The following is a 24,412-nucleotide window of genomic DNA, read 5'->3' on the forward strand; positions in this document are numbered from 1 at the left end:
GGTATCAAATCATGGACGCAAAACGCCGCCAGTTCATGGGCTTTTCCGCCGCCGGCATTGCCGGCGCGTTGGCGATGTCGCCGGACGCTGCGCGCGCGGCGCCGCCGGCCTCGACGTTCGGGCGCGACGCCACGCAATATGGCGTGCGTCCCGGCAGTCCGGACGATCAAACCAAGGCGTTGCAGCGCGCGATCGATGAAGCCGCGCGGGCGCAGGTGCCGCTGTCGCTGCCGCCGGGCGTCTACCGCACCGGGCTGCTCCGCCTGCAAAACGGCTCGCAACTGGTCGGCGTGCGCGGCGCGACCAAATTCGTCTTCAGTGGCGGCGCATCGATGCTGCAGAGCGAGGGGGCCGCCGGCATCGGTCTGTCAGGCATCACGTTCGACGGCGGCGCCATTCCGCTGCCGACACGGCGCGGTCTGGTCCATTGCGCGGGTGGGCGCGACGTCCGCATCACCGACTGCGAAATCACCGCCAGCGGCGGCAACGGCATTTGGCTCGAACAGGTCTCCGGCGACATCAGCGGCAACATCTTCACCAAGATCGCGACCACGGCGGTGGTATCGTTCGATGCAAAGGGCCTGATCGTCTCGCGCAACACCATCATCGACACCAACGACAACGGCATCGAGATCTTGCGGACCGCGATCGGAGATGACGGCACGCTGGTCGTGGACAACCGTATCGAGGACATCAAGGCCGGTCCCGGCGGCTCCGGCCAGTACGGCAACGCCATCAACGCCTTTCGCGCCGGCAACGTAATCGTGCGCGGCAACCGCATCCGCAATTGCGACTATTCGGCGGTGCGCGGCAATTCGGCGTCCAACATCCAGATCTCAGGCAACAGCGTCAGCGACGTCCGCGAAGTCGCGCTGTATTCGGAATTCTCGTTCGAAGGTGCCGTGATCGCCAACAACACCGTCGATGGCGCCGCAGTCGGCGTCTCCGTCTGCAATTTCAACGAGGGCGGCCGCATCGCGGTCGTGCAGGGCAACGTCATCCGCAATTTGTTGCCGAAGCGGCCGGTCGGCACCATTCCGGACGATGACGCCGGCGTCGGCATTTATGTCGAGGCGGACAGTTCCGTGACCGGCAATGTGATCGAGAACGCGCCCTCCTTCGGGATCGTGGCCGGCTGGGGCAAATATCTCCGCGACATCGCCATCACAGGCAATGTGATCCGCAAGGCCTTTGTCGGTGTCGGCGTATCGGTGGTGCCGGGCGCAGGCACGGCGCTGGTCAACAACAACATGATTTCGGAAACCCCGCGCGGCGCCGTGGTCGGCCTCGACCACGCCCGCGCCATCACGACCGACCTGTCCGCCGAAGGCGCCCAGCGTTACGCCCAGGTGGTGATCGGAACCAATGCAGTGCGGCGATAGCGCATGATCCGGAAAAGTGGCGTCCGGTTTTCCCTCGCGACAAACGCGGAACGCGTTTGCGCGGAGATCATGCCAGGATAGGCTGCCCTACAACGCGTTGCGCAGCAGCGGATAACGTTCCTGCATCACGTTGAGATCGGGCGACGGCAAGGCGGGATCGTCCAGCGCCGGCGCGTCGGGCACCGAGGGCGCTTCGGCCGAATCGGCGAGTACGCTTTCCAGCGCGATCAGGACGCCGCCCGGGACATCGCGGGGTGGCAATTCGGCTGCGATTCGCTGCGGCCGCGGCGCTGGCGGAAGCCGATCGCGCAGCAGCCCGTGTTGGCGACGTCCAAGCCAGGATAGATCGACAGCGGTGTTATCGAGCGAGGCCTCGCGCGTCTCCAGCTTGCGCCAGAGTTCGACCGCTTCCTTGGCTTCCCGGATATTTTCGAGAAATGCGTCTTCGGTATGAAAGCGCCGCCAGCGCCCGGTCTCGAACAGTTCGGTGAGGTAATCCAGCCGCTGCTCCGCAAGATTGCACCAGCGCGCAACGATATCGCGGCCACGTGCCACGTCTGCATGATGTGTCATAAAACTGCCCGTAAGGAGAAGAACGGACGCAGACGCAACAGAGGCGAATCAACTGGACGTGGTGGGGACTATTCTGTGGAAAACTTCCTGCTTGTCCAGTACGTGACATTACGGGACGCCTCCCAGTGCAAGAAACCCGCATGAATGCAGGGTTACTCGCGCTATCGACGGTCAAGCCGTTCAACGGCATGGCCGCGTTGCGCGGACCTCGCGGTGATTTCACGGACGGCAACGCGGTTCGATCAGCGCACGCACGCCCGGAAGCCTGAGCCTGCTTGATCCGTCTTGATGGCAGAACGGCGCTCGCCTGCATCCGTGGGGGCGAGGCTCTCGCTCGGAAACGGGGTGCTGAAAAGAAAAGACCCGTCCGGGGGGACAACCGGACGGGTCAAGCCATATGGGCGCTTGGGGTGGATGGGCGCTCGCGCCGAATACAGCCGATGGGGAGGGATAACCGCTCCCACATTCATTAGTCGCAGCAGCTTCGCGGGACGTTCAAAAGGCCGATCGATTTTTTTAACTTTTATTCGGGGCGAGCCGGCCGGAAATCACCGCGTAGCGGGGCGATTGACGTTGTTTGCGGCCGATTTTTCGGACGCCATCGACGGCGCCGAGTCGTTCATCGCTCTGCTCACGGAAGCGTTATCGGCGGGAGCCGGTGGCTTTTGAGATCCCGGAGCTCCCGAAACCGCAGCGAGCGGTACGGCGGGCGCGGCCGTCGAGGCGGTGACGGCTGCGAACGCATCGACCTCGCCGGCCCCGAACATATCGTCACGGCCGGGCGCGCCAAGGTCGCGGGCGGTCTTCGTCAGGATTGCGCGTAGATCGTTCGGCTTCAACGCAGGATTGCGCTCCAGCATCAGGGCGGCAACGCCGCTGACAAAGGCGGCGGAAAACGAGGTACCCGAGGTGATCTGGTATTTATCGTCCGGCGCCGGCAGGAAAATATCCGCGCCGGGCGCTGCGATGGCGATATGGACACCGCGGTTCGATGCCGCAAACAGCTTTGCCTGCGAGTCGGTTCCGCTCACCGCAATGACGTTCGGATTGGCGGCGGGATAAAGCGCCGGCGATTTGGCGCCGGCATTGCCCGCGGCGGCCACCATCAGGATCCCCCTGGAAGCGGTTGCCGCAACACCCCGCTCGATCAAGGGATCCTTCGGTCCTGCAAAACTCATGTTGATGATCTGCGCACCGTGCTCGGCCGCATAGTCCAGCCCCTTGAGGATCACATAGGAGGTGCTTTCCGCGCCATTTGCGCCGCTGCCGAACGCACGGATCGCCAATAGCCGCGCCTCCGGCGCGCTTCCCATCAGCTTGCCATGCGCCACGATCGCGCCGGCAATGCCGGTGCCGTGGACATGCGGGCCTTCCTTGCTGCCGAGCGCATCGAAGCTGTCGGCAACCGAATTGACGAGTTCGGGATGTTTGACGTCAACGCCTGAATCGATCACCGCGATGGTGACGTTCATGCCGCGGACCAACTTGTGCGCCTGTGGCAACCGAAGCTGGGCGACCGCGTATTGCGCGGCGTCGCCCTCGCTCATCGAGCGCTTCTGATCCTGCAGCATATAGCGGAAATTGAGCTGCACCGACTTCACGCCGCCGGCGCTGTCAGCGGCGAACTCACGGCGGACGACGTCCACCGGCCGCTGATCGATGATCCGGAACAGGCCGATGGTGCCGCCGATCAGCGGAAATTCCTGCGAAGAGAGCCGCTCGAGGCCGTGACGCCGGGCCAGTTCATCGGCCTGCGCCGGCGATAACGCGCTGTCGATCTCGGCCACCAATTCGTTCGGGATCGCGCGCGTGTCGATCGCGGCCGCCTGCGGCGGCGCGTTGTTGCGCGGAGCGTTGTTGCCGTTCTTGGCCGAACCGCCGTTGCCGCCGCCATCGACCGAGAGGATCGGGCGGTCGAAACATTCGCCGTCAGGGCCGCGATTGGCGTATTGGCAGACCGGATAGAGGTTGGGCGAGAAACGCAGCGGAAGCGTCGGATCCACACCGACACGGGAGATCTCGGGACGCCCGTTCGGTATCCGCCCCACCAACGTCGTATCGCCGCCTCCACCTCCGCCGTGCGTGGTCGGCGGAACGCGCGCGATGACCCCGGGACCGGGCCGGGTCGTGATGACAGGCCGGTTCGTCGTGATGACGGGCCGGTTCGTGATGACGGGGCGGCCCGTGATGACCGGATTGACCCGCGCCCCGACGGTGGGATTGACCCGCGAGGTCACGGTCGGATTGATTGTCGGCACCCGGGAATTGAGGTTCAGGCTCGGGGTGCGCATGATGGCTTGCGCGTCGGCCACCGAACCGCCGAACAGCACAAGCGGCAACGCCACCGCCGACAATGCCAATGCCGCGCGCTGCGCCTTTATCCGCCAATTCACGCCAATATCGACCATGGGACCTCGGCTTGGTCAGGCGACCGACGCCTTACGGCGTCGGCACCGCAAGATTGACGATCTTCTCACCTTGCAACTTGCTCATCAGGTTCGTGACTTCATCCTTGCCCAGCGCGCGGTTGCCAAACTGCAGCCGGAACATGCCGCCCTTGGCGCCATCGACGATCAAGGCCTGATAATTTTCGAGCAGCGTATTGATGTCGGACATGCGCGCGTCCGGGTTAAACCGCACCAGCGCGCGCGGCGGCACCGCAGCACCGAGTTCGCGGGTAAGGGGCGCCGCCGTCTGGTTGAGGCTCAGCGAAGCGGTCTGGAATGAGGCGGTCTGATTCTTCACCAGCACCGCGCCAATCACTCCGGCCTGCAGCAGCAGCGCAACCGCGCCGAGGCTCGCCGACCAGGCCAGCGTCCGCGGCGAAAGCCGGGTGAAGAATTCCGCGACCCGCGCCGAGAGACTGGTCGACAGCGACGGCTTGCGCTCGGGCTCGCCGTCGATCGCCGCGAACAGCTTCTGCATGGCGCGCGCCGACGGCGCTCCCAGGCTCTCGTTGAGATGAATGGTCTCGGCGTATTCTTCCTGGATGACGGCATATTGCTTGGCCAACGCGGGATCGCCGGCGAGCGCCTCATCGACGCGACGAGCGTCGCGCGCGTTCAGCGTGCCGGCCGCATGGAATGGCAGCAGCATCTCGATTTCGCCGGGCTCTTGGTCCGGCATTTTCTTGCTCATCGCCATCATGGCCAACCTCGCTCAATGCCGGCTGCCTTCAGCAGTTCGGCTAATTTCTTGCGCGCATAAAACAAACGCGTCTTGACGGTGTTTTCGGGAATTCCGACGATTTCGGCCACCTCTTCCACGGACTTCTCGTGGTAGTAGACGAGATCGACGATCTCCCGATGCTCAGGCGAAAGTGATGTCAGGCACTTGCGCAACGCGTCACTGGTATCTTTCTTCTGAACCACCACTTCCGGATCATCGGACGTATCCTCGATCGCGTTCGCGGTCTCATCGTCCAGTCCAACATCCTTCCGGCGCCTAAGTGCCGACAGGGCCTTGAACCGCGTAATCGCCAGCAGCCAGGTGGTAACGGCGGATCGGCCTTCGAACTTGCCAGCCTGACGCCACACATCGAGAAACACCTCACTGATGAGGTCTTCCGCAACCTGTTCGTCCCTTACGAGCCGAAGCCCGAAACGGAACACCCTGACATGGTGCCTTCCGTAAAGCACCTGCATGGCGAGCCGGTCGCCTTGAGCGATCCGAGCGATCAGAATTTCGTCTGAAGCCGCCTGTGTCGCACTCAATTGCCGTCTCGCAAGGTTGGTCGGGGGGAGATGGCGGAGGGTTCGATTGCCGAGGCAAGATTCTTCACATTACGGCAATGAACCCATTGCATGTGTGATCTACCCCACATAGGCGCACCGGCCGCCAAAGGCGCCAGCGAGAACGAACAAAGCCCCAATTTCGGTATCATAATACGGAGTTACTTTCCTAGAGAGCGCGCGATCCGGTGCGACCATACCAAGGGTTAGTCCACAAGGCAGCATCTGCTTACAGCTTGGGCTGCCACGCAACAGTTCCGGCAGTTAAATCGGCCGAATTTCCGTTGCGAAACAGGATACTGGCAGTGTTTTAACGGACCAGATTCGGTTCCAAAAGATACCAAACCTAAAGGCTTTCCCACTTAGATTTTTGCCGAGTTCCACCAACGGCGAGTCCATGGGCACCGCGGCCTCCTCATTCGTGAATCCGGCCGATCTGGACGGCGTCGGTCCTCAGCCGGCGGCGAAGGCGCTTGCCCGGCGCGCCAAGCAGCGCCGCCAGATCCTGATCCTGATCGGGGTCAGCTACATCATCGACGCCGGGGTCCTGCTGCTTTATGCGCAGGCCGGCTCGATACCGCCCATGATCGCCCCGGCCTATGCGGCTTCCGGCCTGACGCTGGTGATTTTCAGCCTCATCCTTTCCGAGTTCGGGTTCAACGAGCGCTTCAGGGATCATTATCTGGTCGCCCCGCAGGCGACCATCTGCATGCTGATTGCGCTGGCGTTCACCTATATCGCGCCGGAAGTCGGCGGGATGTTCCTCTGCACCCTGTTCATCGTGTTCAGCTTCAGTTCGCTGCGCTCGATCCCTGCGCAGACCATGATGATCTGGACGGCGATGACGATCGGCCTGGCCGGGCTGTTCCTGTTGACCGACAGACCGATCTCGCTGCCGCATGGCAGCCACCTCGAGCGCTTTGCCACCCTTTTGGTGTTCGTCCTGACCATCGGACGCTGCATGTTCTTAGGCATCTTCTCCAGCTCGCTGAAGCAATCGCTCTATCAGAGCGGGCAGAAACTCAAGGAAGCCTACAAGCGGATCGAGGAGCTTGCCGAACTCGACGAACTCACGGGATCGTATAACCGCCGCTGCATCATGCGGATGCTGGATGAAGAGATCGTCCGCGCCGGCCGCAATGACGCGCCCTGCTCGATTGCATTGATCGATCTCGACTGGTTCAAGCGCATCAACGACGCCTTTGGTCATCCGACCGGCGACGAGGTGCTGCGGACTTTCGCCATCACCATGTTCGCCAACATCCGCGGCATCGACCGCTTCGGCCGCTACGGCGGCGAGGAATTCCTGCTGGTGCTGCCCGGCATGAGCACGGACCACGCCGTGCGTGCGCTCGACCGGCTGCGCGGGATCATTGCAGAGCTCGACTGGAGCGCATTCTCGCCCGACATGAGCGTGACCATTTCCGGAGGCGTCGCGACGCTGAAGCCGGAGGAAACCCCGGACATATTCCTCGCCCGCGCCGACAGCGCGCTTTACGCAGCCAAGGCACAGGGACGCAACCGCATCGCCAGCGCCTGAACCGACCATTTCAGTGTTCCGGCGACGAGAATCCGTCGTCGGCTTTTGCTCCAGGATAGAGTCACATGAGTTCGAAGTCCGCTATCGCCCCCATGAACCTGCTCGACGAACTGCAGACCACGCTCGCGCACGGGACGGTCGCCCGCCGGGTCGAGACCTTGCGCCGGGTGACCGACCTCTTCATCAACGGCGCGGTGGATTATTCGGATGAACAGGTCGGCCTGTTCGATGATGTCTTCCAATGCCTGATCGTCCACATCGAAACGTCAGCCAAGACATTGCTGGCCAACCGTCTCGCGCCGATCGACACCGCACCGCCGCTGACGATCCGGGCACTGGCATTCGACGACGTGATCGAGGTCGCCGGGCCCGTGCTGTCGCAATCGGCACGGCTCGACGACAAGACCCTGATCGAGAATGCGCGCAGCAAGAGCCAGGCCCATTTGATGGCGATCTCGACGCGAAAAGTGTTGAGCGGCGCGGTCACCGACGTGCTGGTCCAGCGCGGCAACGATGAGGTGATCCAGAGCACCGTCAACAATCCGGGCGCCGAATTCACCGAGCGCGGCTTCACGCGGCTGGTCAACCGCGCCGAGGGAGACGACAACCTCGCGACCTGCACCGGCCTGCGTCCGACGATTCCGCGACATCTGTATTTGAAGCTGCTGGCCAAGGCGTCCGACGCGGTCCGGCAGCGGCTGGAGGCGGCCAACCCGCAGCTGGCGGCGCAGGTGCCGAACGCGGTCAAGGAGGCGACGCGGCGCGCGCGCTCCGCACCGTCGGCGATCACCAGGAACACCGAGATTGCCCACGCGCTGGTCAAATCGCTTCACCAGGACGGCCGGCTCGACGAATTCCAGGTGGCGTCATTTGCCCAGGCCGGCAAATTCGACGAAGCCAACGCCTCCATCGCAGCGCTGGCCAATGTGCCGGTGGCAATCGCCGAGAACATGATGATCGAAAGCCGCGCCGAAGGCGTGATGATCCTGGCGAAAGTGGCGGGCCTGTCATGGTCTACTGTCCGGGCGATCATCGACATGCGCGACGAGTTGACGGGCGGGGAGCCGACCGACATATCGGCGTGCAAGGATACCTATGAGCGGCTGCGGCCATCGACCGCCCAGCAGGTGCTGCGCTTCCATCGCATGCAGCAAAACGCGCCCGCGAAGTGAGCCACAAGGTTCGCGTCGTCCCGGCTCGAGGCCGGGACGACAAAATAATCAGAACCTGAGCAGTTTCGATCCGGCGAGCGCGCCGATCGCCGTGACCAACGCGGTCGAGAGCGTGTACCAGGTCGCCACGAACAGCGGTGAATCATCGGTGCAATGCGACGCGTAGAGCGTCGCCGCCAACCCCGCCGACAACATTCCGGCGATGGCGCCGGCCAGAGCGGGCCGCGCCGGCGCGCCGTGACGCAGGCCGATCAGCGCGCCTGCCAGGATCGGCAATGACAGCAGCGGGATCGCCGTCATGCACATCCGCGAATTGTTGCCCATCAGCCGCGTCATCATTGGCAGCCGCTGCGGCATCATCATCTCGCCGCCAATGCCTGCGGTCAGAAGCCCGGCCGGGATCAACAGCACCCAGCCGAAGCCACGCAGTGACGCTTCCGGCCGCGACAGATGCAGGCTGACGGCAATGGCCGCGATCGCCAGTGCCAGCGTCACAGCGAATTTCAGGTCGAAGAACGGATTGCGCATCGCGGTCATCACGTCGGGCCGGATGCCAAGCTCGGTGAAGAACATCAAAAGCGAGACGGGAGCCGCCGCCATCAGCGCCAGCATCAGCGCAAAGCCGACCGGCCGCGCGCGGTGCGCGTTGTCGGCAGCCAGGGTTTTGATGAGCTGATCGGTATCCATTCTCATTGTTCCGGTAACTTCGCCGTCAGGCTGGTCAAGCCCCGATGCAGCGCGACCCGCACCGCGCCCTCGCTCATCGCCAGTTTGGCCGCGGTATCCTTGATCGAAGCACTCTCGACGGCGATCGACTGCAGGACGTCGCGCTGGCGCGCCGGCAGCGACTGCAACTGAGCGGCGACCTCGCCCGCCGACGCCGTCTCAACCGGGGCCTCGCCCGGGAGCACCTCGGCGAAATCGTCGATGTTGACGAACACCCGCCGGCCCCGGCGCCGCAGCGCATCGATCAGCTTGTTCCGGGCGATCGCAAACAGCCATGGGGCAAACGGGGCGCTGACGTCCCAGGTGTGCCGCTTCAAATGCACCGCCAGCAAAATGTCCTGCACGATGTCCTCGGACTGATCGACCGGTTGCCCTGCACGCGTGAGCCCGCGGCGCGCCGCGGCCCGGAGCACCGGCGTGACGGCCTTGAGCAGGCGATGATACGCCGTACTGTCGCCTGAAATGGCCGACCGCATCAGGCCGGTCCATTCGTCCTCACGTTCGCGCACGCGCGCTCCCACCTTGCAATTCGGTCGCTTTTTCAATTTGTTACGTCAGGGCGCTCTGATCACAAAGTCGTGATCAAGCCCCCCGATGTTTCTCATCGCGCAGCTCGTCCGGGAATCGGGACGGCAGGTTCCTTGCCGGCTGGCTCATACCAGATCAACTGCGTACCGAAGAATACGACGAGCCTATTCGGCTGATGCAACGCAGCTGCCCTGCTTTTGCCCGGTCTTGCCCAAAGATTCCCTTTTTTTGCCCCGCTGTGGACACGGGGCGGGGTCTCATTTCGGTTCGGGGGCGGGCAAATGGGGAGATTGCCACATGATTGTCAAAGCCAGCGGGCGCTCGGCATTGATATTAGCAACGGGGCTCTTCGTATGTTTCGCGGGGCCATCGCCAGGAATGGCAGCCGGTTCTGATCGCGCGGCCGCCACGTCGAAATCGGAAAGCGCGACGTCGGGAAAGTCCGTCCGCCAGAGCACGCGCCACTGGAAGCGCTACACGCGTCGATCGGGCAAAGTCGCGTCGAAACCTGCCGAGACCAGGAAAGCGGTTGAGGTCGCCGACGCCTCGGCCGGCGGCGCGCTCGCGATCCCGGCGTCAGTCGCCAACGCCAATGCGCAACTGGCATCCGCCGATGCCGCCCCTGGCAGCGCCCAGGCGATGACGGTAAAGGCCAATATCCTGCTGGCGTCAGCCGACAAGCCGGGGGAAGCGCAGTCCACCACCGATGCCGTGGTCTCATCTGATCAGCTCAACGATGTCGATCGGGCCCTGCAGCAGAACCCGGCCACGCAGACCGTCGCGATGGCCGCGGCAAAACCCGCCCCCGCGGCGCCGATTCTGGCTTCCAGCCATGACAGTTCGACCTGGGATCAGACCTCGTTGATCGGAAAAATCTTCATCGCCTTTGGCGCGTTGCTGACGATGGCCTCGGCGGCGCGCATGTTCATGGCGTAGGTATCGGGCACCGGACGCGCCGAAATGCGTCCGGGCCGCCTCTTCAGCCCACTTGAAGCCCAGCCTACTTGAAGCCCAGCCTACTTGAAGCCCTGGCCGCCAGCGGGCACATTGCCCGCCAAATCAGGCACCGGGGTGAACCATGGCTACGTTCGAACACATCATTGTCGAAAGCAAAGGCGCGGTTGGCATTATCACGCTGAACCGCCCGAAAATGCTCAACGCGCTGTCGTTCGGCGTGTTTCGCGAGATCGCCGCCGCCGTCGATGACCTCGAAGCCGACGACGCGATCGGATGCATCCTGGTCACCGGCAGCGAAAAGGCCTTTGCGGCCGGCGCCGACATCAAGGAGATGCAACCAAAAACCTTCATCGACATGTTCTCCAGCGATTTCGCCGCCATCGGTGGCGACCGCATCGCCACCTGCCGCAAGCCGACGATCGCCGCCGTCAGCGGCTATGCGCTCGGCGGCGGCTGCGAACTTGCGATGATGTGCGACATCATCATTGCCTCCGACACCGCCAAATTCGGCCAGCCGGAAATCACGCTCGGCACCATCCCCGGCATCGGCGGGACCCAGCGGCTGACGCGCGCGATCGGCAAATCCAAAGCGATGGATCTCTGTCTCACGGGACGGATGATGGACGCCGCGGAAGCCGAGCGTTCGGGCCTGGTCAGCCGCGTCGTGCCGGCTTCCAGCCTGATGGACGAAGCACTGGCCGCGGCGGAAAAGATCGCCTCGATGTCGCGCCCGGCCGCCGCGATGGCCAAGGAAGCCATCAACCGGGCGTTCGAGACGCCGCTGTCGGAAGGCATGAATGTCGAGCGCAATCTGTTCCACTCGACGTTTGCGCTGGAAGACCGCTCCGAGGGCATGGCGGCATTCATCGAGAAGCGCAAGCCGGTGAACAAGAACCGGTAAGAGCGCGAGGTCTCTCCTATGTCGTCCCGGCCTTGAGCCGGGACCCATAACCACCGGCGGCTGTTGTTTTGCGCGCTAGTCGTTATCTTCCTTTTCCAGCAAAGCTGGCCGCGGCGTATGGGTCCCGGCGTTCGCCGGGACGACGCTGAGATTAGTCACCGTGGCTCCTTGCCAGCGCCGCATTCACCAGCGCGCGATAGGCCCGCTCGACAAATGTCGTCGGGCGGTCGAGGCCTAGCCGAGCCAGGCATTCGAGACGCGCGATGTCGGGCGGCTGCGTCATTCCCTGCCACAACAGCCCCGGCAACCGAAGCGGCCTGCGCTGGGCATCTCGCAGCAATTGCAAGGCCGGGATCAGCCGCTGTTCGGTCTCGGTGAAATCGCTGCCGAACGGGAACGACGGCAGCAGGCCCGCCTCGCGCGCGGGCTTTAGCGCTGCCGCGATCGCTTCCGGAAAATTCCGGCGATGCGCGCGCGGAATTTCAAAATCCTTCGGCAGCTTGCCGGCATCCTTGGCGACCTTTGCGAGTTCGCCCTGGAAGCGCGAGTCGGTTATCGAAAGCATCGCCGCGATGGTTTCGGCGTCGGATTTTCCCCTGACATCGGCGACGCCATATTCGGTGACGAAGACGTCGCGCAGATGCCGCGGAATGGTCTGATGGCCGTAGTTCCAAAGGATGTTGGATTGCGCCTTCGCTCCGGCCTGCCGGGTCGACTCCAAAGCCAGGACGGATCGCGCACCCTGCAGCGCGAATGCCTGTGCCACGAAATTATACTGGCCACCGACGCCGCTCACGACCTGACCGTTTTCGAGGCCGTCGGAGATCGCAGCGCCCATCAAGGTCGCCATCATCGCATTGTTGACGAAACGGGCGTCGACGCGCGCGCGGCGTTTTGCATCCTCGTCGCCATAAAGCTGGTTGGTGAACGACACCGGCATCATCTGGATGCGCGCGATCTGTTCCGCCGGCATTTCGCGCAGCGTGCGATAAAACGCTTTCGGACCCAGGAAAAACGCGCCGTGCAGCGTCACGCCATCGACTTCGCGCTTGAGGATGCCGGCGTCGATCAGGCCGAGAAACGCCTCGAACAGCATTTCGCTGACGCCGTACAGCCCCTTCTCGAACGGTCCGGCCTGCGGCACCGCTTGGTCCGGCGCGAGCCGCTTCATGACCGCCTGGAATTGTGCATTGTCGCGGTGACGAACGATCAGGCCCTGCGCCAGCGCGTCGCCGACCTGCCCGATGCCGATCTGTAGCGTGCCGCCATCGGGCACGAGACCCGCGGCATGCAGGCCGATGGCGTATTTGGTGTCGCTGATCGGCTCGGCCGGCGGCGCGAACAGCGGAAAGTCCGTCTCGGGGCTGTCGAGCACCGCGCTGAATTCATTGCCCGCGAGATCGCCGGCGCCGGGCATGAACGGCAGTTCGGAATTGACCTGGCCCACCAGCCTGAACGACGCCCGGCCCTCGGCGCGGGCGCGCAAAATGTCGAGCGTGGTGTCGGTGTTGCAGCTCAGGCTATAGCGCGCGACGCCCCCCTCCACGCGCTTCGCCACCAATTGGGTGACGACATTGAGCCCGCGCGCCAGCAGATAGGACGCGGCATGCGTGTAGTTTGCCGAAATGTAATGCTGCTGCGGATACGGCACGTGCAGCCACTTTCCGGCGAGGAAGAAAAATTCAATCACCTGGATGTTGGGCGGCAGCGCGCCCGCATGCAGCGCGGCGGCGTAGGTCAAATCGGGATAGCCGCCGAACAGCCGGTCGATGACAGGACCGATGAAGCGCTTTTCAAGCAGGCTGCCCGGCTTCGGCTTTTCCAGTGTCAACGCGGAAAACAAGGTCAGGTTGATCGAGCGATCGGTCGCGGCGCGCGCATAGAGCGCATTGATGATGTGGTTGGCCTTGCCGAGCCCAAGCGGCAATCCGACGACGAGGTTGGTTCCGACATCGCGGATGATGTCTTCCGCGATCGCTTCGGGGTCGGAAAACAGTTTCGGCATCAAAATGCGGACCCGGCGTCATGAAACGCCGACCGCCCTGGAATGGACGCCGGCTGCTTCGAGCTATAACGCATTTGTTACCGAACTTCGTCTGTGACGAACCTGCAACAGCCAAGCGCCGAATTCCTGTGATGATGTCGCGCGACCGTTTGCCAGTGGCGGCACCGCCCCCTAAACAGGTAGATGTGACGAGGCCGTCGGCGGGGGCGGATGGACCTTAGGTAGTTGCGGGATCAAATGGTTGGGCGTGCCGCTAGAGTTGGCCACGTTGCAAGGCGCGTGCTTCGATCGGGCATTTGCCTTGGCGTCGTGATTTGCGTGGCGTTTGCCGCGGCAGGAGCCCAGGCCGAAAACCTCCCGGACGCGCTGGCCAAGGCCTATCAGACCAATCCGCAGCTCAACGCCGAACGCGCGCGCCAGCGTGCCACCGACGAAGGCGTGCCGCAGGCGCTGGCGGGGTACCGGCCGCAGATCGTCGCCAGCCTCACCGCCGGCCTGCAGGCGGTCCGCAACCTCCTGCCCGACAACACCGTGCAGTCGGCGAACCTGAAACCCTGGACCATCGGGGTGACGGTGACCCAGACGCTGTTCAACGGCTTCAAGACCGCCAACAGCGTCCGCGTCGCGGAACTGCAGGTATCGTCTGGCCGCGAGGCGCTGCGCAATGTCGGCCAGGGCGTGCTGCTCGATGCCGTCACCGTCTACACCAACGTGCTGGCCAATCAATCGCTGGTGTCAGCGCAGCGTTCCAACGTCGCGTTCCTGCGGGAAACGCTCGGCATCACCCAGAAGCGCCTCAATGCCGGTGACGTGACGCCGACCGACACAGCCCAGGCTGAAGCCCGCCTCAACCGCGGCCTCGCCGACCTCAACGCCGCCGAGGTTGCCTTGGCCATCAGCCAGGCCACCTATACCCAGGTGATCGGCAACGCGCCGACGCAGTTGAACCTCGCCGAAACCGTAGACCGCTATCTGCCCCGCAGCCGCGACGACGCCATCGGTCTCGCCTTCCGGGAGCATCCAGCCGTGATGGCGGCCGCCTTTGACGTCGACGTTGCCTCGACCAGCATTCGCGTCGCCGAAAGCAGCCTGCTGCCGACGATCACGATGCAAGGCAGCGTCAGCCGTAGCAAGCAGTCGGATCCCACGCTCGGCACCTTCGGGACTGACCAGGCTTCGGTGGCCGGCCAATTGACGCAACCGATCTACGATGGCGGCATGGCGGCCTCGCAGACCCGGCAGGCCAAGGAAATCTCAGCCCAGAGCCGGCTGGTGCTCGACCAGGTCCGCAACCAGGCGCGCACCGCAGCGGTCGGCGCCTGGGTTGCCAATGAAGGCGCCAAGGTCGCGGTGTCCGCTTCCGAATCCGAAGTGCGGGCTGCAACGGTCGCCTTGCAGGGCGTGCAGCGCGAGGCCGCGGGCGGTCAGCGCACCACCGTCGACGTGCTGAACTCGCAGCAGGATCTGATCCTGGCGAAGGCGCGCTTGATCGGCGCACAACGCGACCGCGTGATCGCCTCCTACACGCTGCTCAGCGCCATCGGCCGGCTCGACGTCAAGACGCTGGGGCTCAACACGCCGGATTATCTGCCTGAAGTGCATTACCATCAGGTGCGCGACGCCTGGCACGGCCTGCGCACGCCGTCGGGGCAATAATTCGCAACTTTGTCGCAGGTGTTAACTGCCCGCTGATCATGTCCGCGATTTTTCATCGCCGGGAATCTGCACTAGCTTAAAATTCGATCTGATTTGACTGTACCCGATTTTGATCGATCCATTTCTGCGAGGCCTCGTGATCTCAAACATACTGCGCTGGTCGGGCAAGACGCTGCTGGCGCTCCTGATATTGATCGTGATCGCGATAACAGCGTTCCGGATGGCGGCATCGATCCGCGAAACCCACACCCGCGCCGAACTGGCGCCGCCATCGGGCCGTCTGGTGCCGACCAGCTCCGGTGGTGTGTTCGTGCAGGAAAAAGGCCCGGCGGATGGAATTCCTGTCGTGCTGTTTCACGGCACGGCGGCGTGGAGCGAACTCTGGCGGCACACGACCGGCGTGCTCGCCGCCGCCGGCTTTCGCGTCATCGCCCTCGACCTGCCGCCGTTTGGGTTTTCGGATCGTCCGGGCAGCTATACAAGGAAGGATCAGGCTGCACGCATCAACGATGTTCTCGTCAATCTGAAAGCCAAGCCAGCAATTATCGTCGGCCATTCCTTTGGCGCCGGTGCAGCGACCGAACTGGTGATGCGCTATCCGGACCGGGCGCGGGGCCTCGTGCTGGTAGATGCGGCGCTCGGACTGACGGTAGCTCCTTCCGAGGCGCCATGGATCATTCAGCCAAAATGGATTCGCGAAATACTGGTATCACTGACCATCACCAATCCGGTGGCGACGAAGACGCTGCTCGAATCCCTGATCGAGAAAAAGGAACGCGCGCTGCCCGAATTCGTCGCGATCCTGCAGCGGCCGACGACGCAGCGCGACACCACCCCCGACATCGCCGACTGGCTATATTACTTCCTCGGCGCCGACCGCGACGCTATCAGTGCCGACCGCCGCGCCTATGCGCGGGTGAAACTCCCGGTCGCGATCCTGTGGGGAGACAAGGACAACACTACCCCGGTTGAGCAGGCGCTTGATCTGCGAACGCTGTTGCCGCCGGAAACCACCCTCACCTTGCTGCCCGGACTCGGTCACATTCCGCAAATCGAAGATCCCGCTTTGTTCAACGACGCCCTGCTCAAGGCGCTCGGAAAGCTCTAGACTTACGGACAGATTCGAGAAGGCCGGAGGGATCATGGATATCATCAGATTGTGCGCCTGGGGCTACGCCGCCCTGCTCGGCTTCGTGATCCTGACCGGATACATCCCGGCCTTCATCGACCAGAACGACATGATCTTCGGCCTGTTCCGCCGCACCTGGTATGCCGACGGGCTGCATCTGGTTTCCGCGCTGTGGGCACTCGCGGCAGCGTTGACCTCTCGCCGCGCCTCGGAACTGTTCTTCCAATTGTTCGGCGCATTCTACTTTGCCGACGGCTTGCTCGGCCTCTTCACCGGCTCGGGCTATCTCGACTTCGGCATCCTGATCAACGGCATCCGCGACTTGCCGCTGATGACGCGGGTGTTCACCAATGCGCCGCATCTCGCCCTCGGCGGTGTCGCAATCCTGATCGGCTATCTGCTGTCGCCGCGCACGCGGACCGCCGTTCATGCTTAAATGGCTGCGGCGCACTCTTGTCGTCATCGCAATCCTGATCGCGGTGTCGGTGCTTGGGCCGCTCGCCTATATCGAGGGCACGTGCCGCCCCTCTTCATCGGCTTCGGCGACACCTGCGCCGTCGGTGACGCTGCCTGCGATCAATGAGCCGCGTTACCAGCGCAAGCAGAACAATACCTTCTTCACCTTTCCCGAATGGTACATCGTCTATTCGTTCGAGGATTTCGGCCGCTTCCTCGATCGGTCCAGCGAAAGCCATTTCAACTATCTCGGACACATTTTCGGATTCTGGCGAAGCTTCTGCACCATCAATCAGGCGGTGCCGCCGACCGGTGAATCGCTCACCGAAGTCAAAACCATGATCTATGTGATCGGCGTCAGCTACTCGATCGAATACGCGGTCAAGGGATTTTACGAGAACACCATCGGCCGCGTGTTCGAATGGATCCGGGGCGAGGAACGAACCCCGCAAGACCTCTACGCGCGCAAGGTGATGCAGGACTATGCCGCGTTTCTCTACACCGTCCCCTGGTTCAAATTTCCGTTTCGCGAGAAGCTCGATGGCTTGACGGCGATCTCGGCGCGGACCGATAGCCCGCTGCGAACATGGGAACGGTATTTTTCGCTCAGCACCGAATACTATCTCAAGGTCGGTTATGCCGCGCTGATCCAGAAAGCGCTCGATGCCGGTGGCGACGACGAGCCGCGCGACATCATGTTCGCGGTCGCGACACTGCCGCCGGCGGTACTGGCGAAGGAGCCGCGCATAAAACCGATCCGCGCGCTGACGCCGCAATGGCAGCTGGTGCAGACGCCGCGCTACAAGGATTTCACCGAAATCCTGCAGAGCCTGCTGGATCAGGGATACGGCCTCGCCGAGATCGCCGGCAACCGTGAAATCCTGATCACCGTGATCGCGCCCGACGCCGCCAAGCTTGACGTCAAAGGAACCACGGAACTGTTTTCACTGGAGCTTGACGGCAAACCCGGCTTCCGCAGGGCCGGCCTGAAGGCTAGGATCGACCGTCTCGTCGATATCAACCGCGACCTCAAGGCCAGGGGCGTGAGCATCGAGCATTTCTATGATTACTGAAGCGCCACATCATCGCAGGCTGCGGCCACTACGCCGGATCGCGGGCGCTTTCGCGCTCGTGGTGTGCGGCTGGCTTGCGGTTGTGATCGCTTTGACGTTCGGATCGGCGCCGGGCAAGTCGATGGCTATCATCGCCCCGCCGGCGCAGGCGCTGGCCATTATCGCCAAAGCCAACGGACGCGTGCTTGCAGCCAACGACTATGTCACCTTCGCCCGCTCCGACGATGCCGGCTTCGTCGCCCGCCTCTATGCGGCAGGTGCGCTGTTGGTGCTGGACGCGGAGCAAGCCGGAGGCTGCAGCGGTCTGCCGCCCAAGCGCATCGCGGAGCTGTGACCCGCGGGTGTCATGACGCATACTTCTGATAGAACGTATTCGTGAACAATTCCGCCGGATCATACTTGCGCTTCGCCGCGAAGAAGTCGTTGATCTGTGGATAGGACCGCTGCAACTGATCCTTCGAATAATAGAGCTGGTAGGGCAGGAAAAACCGGCCCTTGTGCGCGATCGTGAGATCGATCAGCTCTTCGGTCGCCTTCTTCATCCGCTTGTTGCCTTCATCATCCGTGGTCTGGTTGATGTAGAGCACCAGCGAGAATGCCGGCTCCGGCGAATAGGTCAGGAAGTTGTCTTCCTGATGCACGATGCGCACCGAGGCATTCAGCAAATTGGTCTTGTTGTCGGTCAGCACCTTGCGCATGCCGTCGACAAAGGAGACGAACTGGCTGCGCGGGATGAAATATTCATGCAGGATGTCGGTGTCGTTGGGCAGCGCGTTGCGCAAATACGGCACGGAATCGTGCATCGGGTCGTTGCGGTTGACGAGACAGGCTTCCGCCGATCCGATCGCCTGCGCCCGCGTCACGGTGCAGGTTTCCATCCGGTGCTCGATGTGCTTCTCGGACAGCCACTTCATCTCCTGGAACAGCGGTCCCTGCTTGGACAGGTTGATCGTCAGCCGCCGCAGCTTGGTGCCCGAGACCTCGCCCAGCGGTTCGCGCTTGAAATCTGATCCGTCGACCTTGGTGTAGGTATAGAGCAGCAATTCCTGCAGGAAGCTGCTCGGCGCGGTCGAGAGATGGCCGTACATCAGGCCGATATTGGCATCCTTCTCAATCTCCTTGGCGAACAGCCCCGGAAACTCCTTGTAGTCCATGATGCGGCGTCCGGTCTGGTAGACCAGATTGTCGGCGATATCGAGTTCGGCCTCGACGATCACGCCGAACAGGCCGTAGCCGCCGACCACGAGGTTGAACAACTCCTTGTTCTCGGTTTCCGACACCGTGCGCAGCGTACCGTCCGCCAGCATTACGCGCATCGACTTGATCGATTTGCGGAGCGCGCCGGCCTGATGGTCCATGCCGTGGGCATTGACCGAGATCGAACCGCCGACGCTGAAAATATCGGTCGACTGCATGGCGCGCACCGCAAAGCGCGGGTGCAGCAGGTTCTGGATATCGTGCCAGGTCGCGCCCGGCTGCACGGTGATCGATCGCCGGCTCTCGTTGAGCACGATCTTGTTGAAGCCACGCATGTCCAGCACGATGCCGCCCTTGCGGAACGCCTGCCCGCCCATGCTGTGGCGTACGCCGGCGGTCGTGACCGAGAGCTTGTTATCGCGCGCAAACGTCAGCGTTTTGGTGATGTCGTCAACGCTGCGCACCTCGACCACGCCGTAGATTTCGGTCTTGTTGAGACAGCTGGCATCATTGATGCTGCCGCCGAGCTGCGACCATTTTACGTCTTTCAGCGGTGCAATCGCCTTGATCCGCTCCAGATCGATCTTGGCCTGCTCGCCACCCCCCACCGCCGGCCCGCAATCCTTTTCGCCGCTGGGATCGGCGGCAAGCGCCTGCAGTTTGCGGTAGCCGTAAACGCCAAACAGCACCACGACCACCGCGGCGACGGACGCCCCGGTTTTGAACTTCTGTGAAAATTTTCGCATGCATTGATTCCAGGTGATGTCCGATAGTCCCGGCAGGTGGATAATTAGTCAAATGGCGGGGCTTATGGTTCGATAAGGTGCTGATCTTACCGAACGATAATCCCGGATATTCGGATGAAGAACTGCCGCAATTCATCGAATGGGCCTCCGGCTACGAAGAGGGTACGGCGAGCCGCAATTTGGCGAAGCATCAGGCGTGGCTTGCCGCATTGCCCTGCCCGGTTCTGCGCCTCGACGGATCGCGGCCGTTGCCGGAGAAGTGCGCCACGCGATTGGCGGCCATATCAATCCCACGTAGCAATCGCCCTTCCCGCAACGCGCGCAGCTCTATAGTCTCGCACACGGCCGCGGCGAACAACGCCCGGCGCACTAAGTAGGGAAACGCTATCGAGATCGACCGGCCACGCGCCCCGTCGAGATGCAGACAATCAACAACACGAAACGCACAGGGAGAACGCCAATGCTGACGCGACGCAGTATGATGCTTGCCTCGATCGCCGCCGCAGTCACCATGAACAGCCGAACCGGCCTTGCCAAGGCAGCCCAGCCGGCGACGCCGGTGAATTTCGACATTCCTGCAGGCGCCTGCGATTGCCACACCCATATCCATACGGACCCTGCGAAATTCCCGTTCTTCGCCGGCCGCGTCTACACGCCGGAACTGGCCTCGCCGGAAGAGATGACCGCCTTGCACAAGGCGATCAAGATGGAACGCGTGGTGATCGTGACGCCGAGCATCTACGGACCCGACAACTCCGCCACCCTGTTCGGCATGGCCGCCCGCGGCGCGACCGCGCGCGGCGTCGCCGTGATCGACGACAAGACATCGGAAGCCGATCTCGACGCCATGGGCAAGGCGGGCATCCGCGGCATCCGGCTCAACCTCGCCACCGGCGGCGTCAATGATCCCACCGTCGGCCGGCCGCGGTTCTCCGCCGCCGTCGAGCGCATCAAGGCGCGCGGCTGGCATGTGCAGCTGTTCACGAGCCTGCCCATGATTACCGCGATCAAGGACCTTGTCCTGGCGTCGCCGGTGCCTGTGGTGTTCGACCATTTCGGCGGCGCGCAGGCTGCGCTCGGCGTCGGCCAGCCCGGCTTTGCCGATCTGGTGGAGCTGGTGAAGTCAGGCAAGGCCCATGTGAAGATCTCCGGCGCCTACCGCGCCTCGAAGGTCGGCCCCGACTATGCCGATTGCACCCCGCTGGCGCAGGCGCTGATCGCAGCCAATGCCGACCGCATCGTCTGGGGCACGGACTGGCCGCATCCGGACTCGGTGACGCCGGCCGGCAAACAAGTTACCGACGTGACGCCGCTGTTCCAGATCGACGACGGACGCCTGCTCAACCAGCTTCCGGTGTGGACACCGGATGCCGCCGTGCGCAAGAAGATCCTGGTCGACAATCCGGCCCGGCTGTACGGGTTCTAAGATCAGTTTCCCGGAGATCGCCGCCCGCTCCGTTTGCCGGAGCGGGTCGCGATCATAATTCCATAACCGCTCACTCTCCTCAACGCGCCCGGCGCGAGAATACCGAGATCAGTACCGGCAGCGTGATCAGGATGACGATCGGCGCCAACATCATGCCGGTGACGACCACCACCGCCAGCGGCTTTTGCACTTGTGAGCCGATCCCCGCCGACAGCGCCGCCGGCAGCAGCCCGACGCCGGCCACGACGCAGGTCATCAGCACCGGCCGCAATTGCAGTTCGCCGGTGCGGATCACGGCACGCATTCGCTCATAACCTTCATCGATCAATTGATTGTACTGCGACAGGATGATGATGCCGTCCATCACGGCGATGCCGAACAGCGCGATGAAGCCGATCGCCGCCGATACGCTGAACGGAATTCCCGAGATCAATAGCCCGAGCACGCCGCCGAAGATCGCCATCGGGATCACGCTCATCGCCAATAGCGTGTCGACCATCGAACCGAAATTGAAGAACAGCAGCACCGCGATCAGCGCCAGGCTGATCGGCACCACGATCGACAGCCGCTTGATGGCGTCCTGCAGATTGCCGAATTCGCCGACCCACTCGACCCGCGATCCCGGCGGCAGCTGGACCCGGCTTGCGACCTTGTCCTGCGCTTCCTGGATCGCGCTGCCGAGATCGCGCTCGCGGACCGAGAACTTGATCGGCAGATAGCGCTCCTGCCCTTCGCGGTAGATATAAGCGGCGCCCGAGATCAGGTTGATTGACGCGACCTCGCTGAGCGGGATCTGCGTGATCGCACCGCCCGGCCCGGCGACGCCGATCCGCAAATTATGGATCGCCTCGGCACTCTTGCGGTACTCCGGCGCCAGCCGCACGATGATCGGGAAATGCCGGTCGCTGCCGGGTTCATAGATGTCGCCGGCGCTGTCGCCTCCGACCGCGACCTTGATGGTGGCATTGATATCGCCCGGCGACAGGCCATAGCGCGCCGCCCGCGCGCGATCGACATCGATCTGGACGGTGGGCTGGCCGAGCGAGGTGAATACCGCAAGGTCCGTCACGCCCTGCACGGTGGCGAGGACGGATTTGATCTTGTTGGCGGTGTCGGTCAGCGCCTGCAGATCGTTGCCATACAGCTTGATCGAGTTCTCGCCCTTGACGCCCGAGACCGCCTCCGAGACGTTGTCCTGCAGATATTGCGAGAAGTTGAATTCGACGCCGGGGAATTTTTCCTGCAACTGCGCCAGCAATTGCGCGGTCAGTTCGTCCTTGTCATGGGTGTTGGGCCACTCGCTGGCCGGCTTCAATGGCGCGAAGAATTCGGCATTGAACAGGCCGGCGGCGTCGGTGCCGTCGTCGGGGCGGCCGTGCTGCGACACCACCGATTCCACTTCGGGACGGCTGCGGATCAGCCTGCGCATCTCGTTGACGTAGGTATTGCCTTCCTGCAGCGAGATGGTCGGCGGCAGCGTGGCTCTGATCCACAAATTGCCCTCTTCCAGCTTGGGCAGGAATTCCAGCCCGAGCAGCCGCGCGAACACGATGGTCGTGATCACGAGGACCGCAGCTCCGGCCATCACGATTCTGCGGTTGGCGACCGCCCATCGCAGCACCGGCAGATAGAGCCGGTCGAGCTGCCGCATGATCCAGGTTTCGGTGTGCTCCATATGCGAGGGCAGGATGATGGCACTCAGCGCCGGCGTGACGGTGAAGGTCGCCAGCAAGCCGCCGGCCAGCGCGTAGGCATAGGTCCGCGCCATCGGCCCGAAGATGTTGCCTTCGACGCCACTCAGCGTGAACAGCGGCAGGAAGGCGGCGATGATGATGGCGGCGGCGAAGAAGATCGAGCGCGACACGTCGGCGGAAGCGGACAGGATGGCGTGGCTCTTCATGCCCATCGTGGTGTCGAAGGAGATCTGACTGCGCTCGGCCTCCGACAACGCCGTGGTCTGCGACAGCCGGCGGAAGATCGCTTCCACCATGATCACGGTGGCGTCGACGATCAGTCCGAAATCGATCGCGCCGACCGAGAGCAGATTGGCGGATTCGCCGCGCAGCACCAGGATGATGACGGCGAAGAACAGCGCGAACGGGATCGTCGCACCGACGATCAGGGCGCTTCGGAGGTCGCCGAGGAACAGCCATTGCAGCAGCACGATCAGGATGATCCCGACCACCATGTTGTGCAGCACGGTGTGGGTGGTGATGTCGATCAGGTCCTTGCGGTCGTAGATCCGCTCGATCTTCACGCCGGGCGGCAGGATGCTGGAATTGTTGATGGACGCGACCAGCTGCTCGACGCGGGTGATGGTCGGCGCACTCTGTTCGCCGCGCCGCATCAGCACGATGCCCTGCACGATGTCGTCGTCCTGATCGAGGCCGGCGATGCCGAGCCGCGGCTTCTCGCCGATGGTGACATGCGCGATGTCGCTGACCAGCACCGGATTGCCGCCCGATTGCGACACCATGGTGTTGTTGAGGTCGTCGATCGAGCGGATCAGTCCGACGCCGCGCACCACGGCGGATTGCGCGCCGATATTGACGGTGTTGCCGCCGACATTGATGTTGGCGTTGCTGACGGCCTGCAGCACCTGCGGCAGTGTCAGGCCGTTGGCGACCAGTCTGTTGAAGTCGACCTGCAGCTCATAGGTCTTGGTCTTGCCGCCCCAGCCGGTGACGTCGACCACGCCGGGCACGGCGCGGAAGCGGCGCTGCAACACCCAATCCTGCAGCGTCTTGAGGTCGAGCACGCTGTAGTTCGGCGGCCCTTTCAGCCGGTAGCGATAGATTTCACCGATCGGGCTGAGCGGCGAAATGCCGGGCTGCACGTTGCCCGGCAACGGCGCGAGCTGTGACAGCCGGTTCAATACCTGCTGCAGCGCCTCTTCATAGGTGTAGTCGAAGGAGAACTGCAGTTTGACGTCGGACAGGCCGTACAGCGAGATGGTGCGGATGGTGCGCAGGTTCTTGATGCCGGCGACCTGGGTCTCGATCGGGATCGTGATGTAGCGCTCGATCTCCTCCGACGACAGGCCCGGACTTTGCGTCACGATGTCGACCATCGGCGGGGTCGGATCGGGATAGGCCTCGATGTTGAGCTGCCTGAACGCGATCAGGCCGCCGACCATCACCGCGACGAACATGCCGACCATCAAATAGCGGCGGCTGACGGCAAGGGCGACGAGGCGATCCATCCAGATCGAAGC

Annotated in this window: 20 protein-coding genes; 11 read left to right on the plus strand and 9 right to left on the minus strand. The window is 63.2% G+C overall.

Translation table 11 applies throughout. From position 1 onward, the window contains the following. Window positions 1-11 precede the first annotated feature (11 nt). The gene (locus tag JQ629_RS10425; RefSeq protein WP_212412573.1) at window positions 12-1,382 is read left to right on the plus strand and encodes a TIGR03808 family TAT-translocated repetitive protein; all 1,371 of its coding nucleotides are present in this window, start codon (window positions 12-14) and stop codon (window positions 1,380-1,382) included. An 87-nt stretch (window positions 1,383-1,469) separates the two neighbouring features. Here the strand turns inward: JQ629_RS10425 and JQ629_RS10430 are convergent, their stop codons facing one another. From JQ629_RS10430 to JQ629_RS10445, 4 genes are all read right to left on the minus strand, one after another. Further along, the gene (locus JQ629_RS10430; protein WP_212412574.1) at window positions 1,470-1,955 is read right to left on the minus strand and encodes a TIGR03809 family protein; all 486 of its coding nucleotides are present in this window, start codon (window positions 1,953-1,955) and stop codon (window positions 1,470-1,472) included. Window positions 1,956-2,503: 548 nt separating this feature from the next. Further along, window positions 2,504-4,363 carry a S8 family serine peptidase gene (locus JQ629_RS10435; protein WP_249134950.1) on the minus strand — a complete coding sequence of 620 codons (1,860 nt, stop codon included), beginning with the start codon at window positions 4,361-4,363 and terminating at the stop codon, window positions 2,504-2,506. A 31-nt stretch (window positions 4,364-4,394) separates the two neighbouring features. Continuing rightward, complete coding sequence (locus tag JQ629_RS10440; protein ID WP_212412575.1) at window positions 4,395-5,102, minus strand: hypothetical protein; 708 nt, start codon at window positions 5,100-5,102, stop codon at window positions 4,395-4,397. Continuing rightward, on the minus strand, window positions 5,099-5,668 hold the full coding sequence (locus JQ629_RS10445) for a sigma-70 family RNA polymerase sigma factor (protein WP_192737403.1): 570 nt from the start codon (window positions 5,666-5,668) through the stop codon (window positions 5,099-5,101). Before JQ629_RS10445 ends, JQ629_RS10440 begins: the two co-directional genes overlap by 4 nt. A 415-nt stretch (window positions 5,669-6,083) precedes the next feature. On the opposite strand from JQ629_RS10445, the gene JQ629_RS10450 reads away from it, so the two are divergent. Both JQ629_RS10450 and JQ629_RS10455 read left to right on the plus strand, forming a co-directional pair. Further along, window positions 6,084-7,226: a GGDEF domain-containing protein gene (locus JQ629_RS10450; RefSeq protein ID WP_212412576.1), complete on the plus strand. Its 1,143-nt coding sequence runs from the start codon at window positions 6,084-6,086 to the stop codon at window positions 7,224-7,226. 65 nt (window positions 7,227-7,291) lie between these two features. Further along, a complete protein-coding gene (locus JQ629_RS10455) occupies window positions 7,292-8,398 on the plus strand; it encodes a DUF2336 domain-containing protein (protein ID WP_212412577.1) in 1,107 nt (368 codons plus the stop codon). A gap of 48 nt (window positions 8,399-8,446) precedes the next feature. Here the strand turns inward: JQ629_RS10455 and JQ629_RS10460 are convergent, their stop codons facing one another. Continuing rightward, window positions 8,447-9,085: an NrsF family protein gene (locus tag JQ629_RS10460; protein ID WP_212412578.1), complete on the minus strand. Its 639-nt coding sequence runs from the start codon at window positions 9,083-9,085 to the stop codon at window positions 8,447-8,449. Between the two features lie 2 nt (window positions 9,086-9,087). Then, window positions 9,088-9,633, minus strand: coding sequence for a sigma-70 family RNA polymerase sigma factor (locus JQ629_RS10465; RefSeq protein WP_212412579.1), 546 nt, complete (start codon window positions 9,631-9,633; stop codon window positions 9,088-9,090). Window positions 9,634-10,030: 397 nt separating this feature from the next. Here JQ629_RS10465 and JQ629_RS10470 point away from each other — a divergent pair, with 397 nt between their 5' ends. Together JQ629_RS10470 and JQ629_RS10475 are read left to right on the plus strand one after the other, a co-directional pair. Then, window positions 10,031-10,588 carry a hypothetical protein gene (locus tag JQ629_RS10470; RefSeq protein WP_249134951.1) on the plus strand — a complete coding sequence of 186 codons (558 nt, stop codon included), beginning with the start codon at window positions 10,031-10,033 and terminating at the stop codon, window positions 10,586-10,588. Between the two features lie 142 nt (window positions 10,589-10,730). Further along, entirely contained in the window at window positions 10,731-11,510 is a 780-nt protein-coding gene (locus JQ629_RS10475; RefSeq protein WP_192737398.1) for an enoyl-CoA hydratase, read from the plus strand. 151 nt (window positions 11,511-11,661) lie between these two features. Here JQ629_RS10475 and JQ629_RS10480 read toward each other — a convergent pair whose 3' ends face one another. After that, the gene (locus tag JQ629_RS10480; protein ID WP_212412580.1) at window positions 11,662-13,515 is read right to left on the minus strand and encodes an acetyl-CoA hydrolase/transferase C-terminal domain-containing protein; all 1,854 of its coding nucleotides are present in this window, start codon (window positions 13,513-13,515) and stop codon (window positions 11,662-11,664) included. A 237-nt stretch (window positions 13,516-13,752) separates the two neighbouring features. On the opposite strand from JQ629_RS10480, the gene JQ629_RS10485 reads away from it, so the two are divergent. The 5 genes from JQ629_RS10485 to JQ629_RS10505 all read left to right on the plus strand — a co-directional run bounded on the left by JQ629_RS10485 (window position 13,753) and on the right by JQ629_RS10505 (window position 18,163). Beyond that, window positions 13,753-15,171, plus strand: coding sequence for a TolC family outer membrane protein (locus JQ629_RS10485; RefSeq protein ID WP_212412581.1), 1,419 nt, complete (start codon window positions 13,753-13,755; stop codon window positions 15,169-15,171). Between the two features lie 136 nt (window positions 15,172-15,307). Next, window positions 15,308-16,279: an alpha/beta fold hydrolase gene (locus JQ629_RS10490; protein ID WP_212385652.1), complete on the plus strand. Its 972-nt coding sequence runs from the start codon at window positions 15,308-15,310 to the stop codon at window positions 16,277-16,279. 34 nt (window positions 16,280-16,313) lie between these two features. Then, window positions 16,314-16,736: a hypothetical protein gene (locus JQ629_RS10495; protein WP_249134952.1), complete on the plus strand. Its 423-nt coding sequence runs from the start codon at window positions 16,314-16,316 to the stop codon at window positions 16,734-16,736. After that, entirely contained in the window at window positions 16,729-17,829 is a 1,101-nt protein-coding gene (locus JQ629_RS10500) for a hypothetical protein (protein WP_212412582.1), read from the plus strand. The genes JQ629_RS10495 and JQ629_RS10500 overlap by 8 nt, the downstream gene beginning before the upstream one ends. Then, window positions 17,819-18,163 (plus strand): hypothetical protein, encoded by a 345-nt coding sequence (locus JQ629_RS10505; protein ID WP_212412583.1) that lies wholly within the window; start codon window positions 17,819-17,821, stop codon window positions 18,161-18,163. The genes JQ629_RS10500 and JQ629_RS10505 overlap by 11 nt, the downstream gene beginning before the upstream one ends. Window positions 18,164-18,173: 10 nt before the next feature. Here JQ629_RS10505 and JQ629_RS10510 read toward each other — a convergent pair whose 3' ends face one another. Then, entirely contained in the window at window positions 18,174-19,772 is a 1,599-nt protein-coding gene (locus JQ629_RS10510) for an FAD-binding oxidoreductase (RefSeq protein WP_212412584.1), read from the minus strand. Between the two features lie 460 nt (window positions 19,773-20,232). Here JQ629_RS10510 and JQ629_RS10515 point away from each other — a divergent pair, with 460 nt between their 5' ends. Beyond that, a complete protein-coding gene (locus JQ629_RS10515) occupies window positions 20,233-21,198 on the plus strand; it encodes an amidohydrolase family protein (RefSeq protein ID WP_212412585.1) in 966 nt (321 codons plus the stop codon). Between the two features lie 79 nt (window positions 21,199-21,277). Here the strand turns inward: JQ629_RS10515 and JQ629_RS10520 are convergent, their stop codons facing one another. Beyond that, window positions 21,278-24,400: an efflux RND transporter permease subunit gene (locus JQ629_RS10520; protein WP_212412586.1), complete on the minus strand. Its 3,123-nt coding sequence runs from the start codon at window positions 24,398-24,400 to the stop codon at window positions 21,278-21,280. Window positions 24,401-24,412: the final 12 nt, after the last annotated feature.

The organism is Bradyrhizobium sp. AUGA SZCCT0222 (genome assembly GCF_018130205.1).
Lineage (GTDB): Bacteria > Pseudomonadota > Alphaproteobacteria > Rhizobiales > Xanthobacteraceae > Bradyrhizobium.

Excerpts from the sequence above, each read along its gene's own strand:
- JQ629_RS10425 (WP_212412573.1), top strand. The coding sequence starts at position 12 with ATGGACGCAAAACGCCGCCAGTTCATGGGCTTTTCCGCCGCCGGCATT.
- JQ629_RS10430 (WP_212412574.1), bottom strand. The coding sequence starts at position 1,955 with ATGACACATCATGCAGACGTGGCACGTGGCCGCGATATCGTTGCGCGC.
- JQ629_RS10435 (WP_249134950.1), bottom strand. The coding sequence starts at position 4,363 with ATGGTCGATATTGGCGTGAATTGGCGGATAAAGGCGCAGCGCGCGGCA.
- JQ629_RS10440 (WP_212412575.1), bottom strand. The coding sequence starts at position 5,102 with ATGATGGCGATGAGCAAGAAAATGCCGGACCAAGAGCCCGGCGAAATC.
- JQ629_RS10450 (WP_212412576.1), top strand. The coding sequence starts at position 6,084 with ATGGGCACCGCGGCCTCCTCATTCGTGAATCCGGCCGATCTGGACGGC.
- JQ629_RS10455 (WP_212412577.1), top strand. The coding sequence starts at position 7,292 with ATGAGTTCGAAGTCCGCTATCGCCCCCATGAACCTGCTCGACGAACTG.
- JQ629_RS10460 (WP_212412578.1), bottom strand. The coding sequence starts at position 9,085 with ATGGATACCGATCAGCTCATCAAAACCCTGGCTGCCGACAACGCGCAC.
- JQ629_RS10470 (WP_249134951.1), top strand. The coding sequence starts at position 10,031 with ATGGCAGCCGGTTCTGATCGCGCGGCCGCCACGTCGAAATCGGAAAGC.
- JQ629_RS10475 (WP_192737398.1), top strand. The coding sequence starts at position 10,731 with ATGGCTACGTTCGAACACATCATTGTCGAAAGCAAAGGCGCGGTTGGC.
- JQ629_RS10480 (WP_212412580.1), bottom strand. The coding sequence starts at position 13,515 with ATGCCGAAACTGTTTTCCGACCCCGAAGCGATCGCGGAAGACATCATC.
- JQ629_RS10485 (WP_212412581.1), top strand. The coding sequence starts at position 13,753 with ATGGTTGGGCGTGCCGCTAGAGTTGGCCACGTTGCAAGGCGCGTGCTT.
- JQ629_RS10495 (WP_249134952.1), top strand. The coding sequence starts at position 16,314 with ATGGATATCATCAGATTGTGCGCCTGGGGCTACGCCGCCCTGCTCGGC.
- JQ629_RS10500 (WP_212412582.1), top strand. The coding sequence starts at position 16,729 with ATGCTTAAATGGCTGCGGCGCACTCTTGTCGTCATCGCAATCCTGATC.
- JQ629_RS10505 (WP_212412583.1), top strand. The coding sequence starts at position 17,819 with ATGATTACTGAAGCGCCACATCATCGCAGGCTGCGGCCACTACGCCGG.
- JQ629_RS10510 (WP_212412584.1), bottom strand. The coding sequence starts at position 19,772 with ATGCGAAAATTTTCACAGAAGTTCAAAACCGGGGCGTCCGTCGCCGCG.
- JQ629_RS10515 (WP_212412585.1), top strand. The coding sequence starts at position 20,233 with ATGCTGACGCGACGCAGTATGATGCTTGCCTCGATCGCCGCCGCAGTC.
- JQ629_RS10520 (WP_212412586.1), bottom strand. The coding sequence starts at position 24,400 with ATGGATCGCCTCGTCGCCCTTGCCGTCAGCCGCCGCTATTTGATGGTC.